We start from the raw sequence: 2,574 nt of genomic DNA on the forward strand, positions 1-2,574 counted from the left end.
CTAAAACCGGGCGATATTGACTGGGAATACATTTTCGGAACACTTGGTGTACGCTGGATGCACACGGGTGGTATTTTCGCAGCACTTTCTGAAACAGCAGCCGAAACCGTGATTGAAGCGGTAAAAGTGGCTAAAAAATACGGTACCATCGTTTCGTACGATTTAAACTACCGCCCATCGTTATGGAAAGCCATTGGTGGCGAAAAGAAAGCACAGGAAGTAAACCGCGAGATTGCCAAATATGTGGATGTAATGATTGGCAACGAAGAAGATTTTACAGCATGCCTGGGTCTTGAAATAGAAGGCAACGAAGAGAACCTTAAAGAACTGGATTTGTCGGGCTACAAAAGCATGATAAAAACGGCCTTGAAAGAATTTCCGAATTTCCAGGTAATTGCCACAACGCTGCGTACGGTAAAAACAGCAACGGTAAACTCGTGGGGAGCCATTTGTTATTCCGAAGGCGTAATTCACGAAGCTGAGCACCGCGAAGATTTGGAGATTATGGACCGCGTAGGTGGCGGCGACAGTTTTGCATCGGGCTTAATTTATGGTTTTCTTGAATTTAACGACGGAGCAAAAGCAGTAGAATACGGTGCCGCACACGGTGCTTTGGCCATGACAACTCCGGGCGATACCACCATGGCAACACTCTCGGAAGTGGAAAAAATTATTGGTGGAGGTAGTGCGCGGGTAGACCGATAGGAAAGCTTGAAGACCGAAGTCACAAGCTCGAAGAAAAGAATCCCAACGAGATTAATCTGAATAACCCCGGGTTTTAACCCGGGGAATAAAAGAACAAATCAAAATACGGCGCAACCGGATAAGCAGATTGAAAACAAATTGTACCATGCGCCGTAATGAATGAAATGTAGCTTTGAAAAGCTGTCCTACATTGACCATTAGGAAAACATTTAACAATTAAAAACACAATAATGAATAAACTTATAGGCAAAAATGCCTTTATAACCGGCACTTCGCAGGGAATTGGGGCAGCAATATCAAAACTTTTGATTGAAGAAGGATGCAATGTTTGCATGCATTATTTCAGTTCGAACGAGGAGCCTATGCGCCTTAAAAAAATAGCTGAAGACAATGGTCAGAAGGCCATTTGTCTGCAAGCCGATTTAACCAACGAGCAAGAAGCTAAAAAGTGTATAAGTGAGGCAGTAAAGGCAATGGGAACTTTTGATGTTCTTATCAATAACTCGGGCTCGCTGGTAAAACGCAGCTTTGTTGGCGATATTGAAATGGATTACTGGCAAAAGTTGATTGACATTAACCTGACTACAATGATGTTGGTAACACGCGAAATAATCCCTCACCTTAATAGTGAGGAAGGTTCGAGCATTGTAAATGTTGCCTCGTTGGCAGGCCGTGTTGGAGGGCATCCGGGGTCGCTGGTGTATTCCATGTGTAAAGGTGCTGTGCTAACCTGGAGCCGTGCCTTAGCCAAAGAAGTTGCCCCGCAGGGAATCCGGGTAAATTCTGTTGCTCCCGGATTTATCCAGGGAACTGCTTTTCATGCAACCCATACAACCGAAGAATCTGCAAAGAAAACAATCGAAGGCATTCCGCTGCAACGCTCAGGCAATCCCGATGATGTGGCGCGTGCCGTAGCTTTCCTTGCTTCGGAGTATGATGGATTTATTACCGGCGAGACACTGGATATTAATGGCGGAGTTTATTCTGCATAGTGTTTCATTAAAAATGAATAAGCCCGTGTTTTAGTGCGGGGATAAGAAATAACAAAAGAAAACGGCGCAAACGGAAACGTAGTTTGAAAAAGAAAAGTACCATGCGCCGTAACAACGTAAAGTTGTACAAAAACGTTCTTAAATCCCGTAGGGATTAGATTTTGGTAGCCTCGGGTTTCAACCCGGGGAATAAAGATGAAGATAATATAACGGCGCATCTAAAAAGGTAAAAACGAAAGTTGCATGCGCCGTAACCAAGAAACGTTGGTAAAAAACGTTCTAAAAAAGGGGAGTAGAAAAGGCATGAAGTACCCCCTGAATTTTTGCAAAGCAAAAATTCTTGTCCCTCTTTATGGGGGGACACTCGTTACCTGGTAACGGAGGTGTTGAGAAGAAAGGTAACCTTTATTAAGAAACTTAAAGAGATGGCAAGATTTTCAAGAATAGAAGTAGCACAAACAATGAAAGCAAGCGGTATGGTGCCGGTGTTTTATCATCAGGATATTGAAGTATGCAAAGCAGTGGTAAAAGCCTGTTACGATGGTGGCGTTCGGTTATTCGAATTTACCAACCGTGGCGATTTTGCTACACTTGTATTTGCAGAACTCAACAAATGGACCATCGAAAACTGCCCCGAAATGATTATGGGTGTTGGCTCGATTGTTGACGAAGCCACAGCAGCCATGTACATTGCTTTGGGAACCAACTTTGTGGTAGCTCCATTAATTGATGAGGCAACGGCAAAAGTGTGTAACAAGCGCAAAATTGCGTGGAGTCCGGGTTGTGGTTCGGTAACCGAAATAGGCAAAGCACACGAATTGGGAGCTGAGGTAGTAAAAATATTCCCGGGCTCGCAAGTGGGCGGACCAAGCTTTGT

The 2,574-nt window shown here is 44.1% G+C and carries 3 protein-coding genes; all 3 read left to right on the top strand.

Annotated features, from left to right (window positions below; translation table 11 throughout):
* The coding region (locus tag QZ574_RS19360; RefSeq protein WP_297092643.1) for a PfkB family carbohydrate kinase at positions 1-705 on the top strand (705 nt) is incomplete at its 5' end.
* 230 nt (positions 706-935) lie between these two features.
* Positions 936-1,697, top strand: coding sequence for an SDR family NAD(P)-dependent oxidoreductase (locus QZ574_RS19365; protein WP_297092645.1), 762 nt, complete (start codon positions 936-938; stop codon positions 1,695-1,697).
* Positions 1,698-2,122: 425 nt separating this feature from the next.
* The coding region (locus QZ574_RS19370; protein WP_297092647.1) for a bifunctional 4-hydroxy-2-oxoglutarate aldolase/2-dehydro-3-deoxy-phosphogluconate aldolase at positions 2,123-2,574 on the top strand (452 nt) is incomplete at its 3' end.

The sequence above is a fragment of the uncultured Draconibacterium sp. genome (assembly GCF_913063105.1).
Taxonomy (GTDB): Bacteria; Bacteroidota; Bacteroidia; order Bacteroidales; family Prolixibacteraceae; genus Draconibacterium.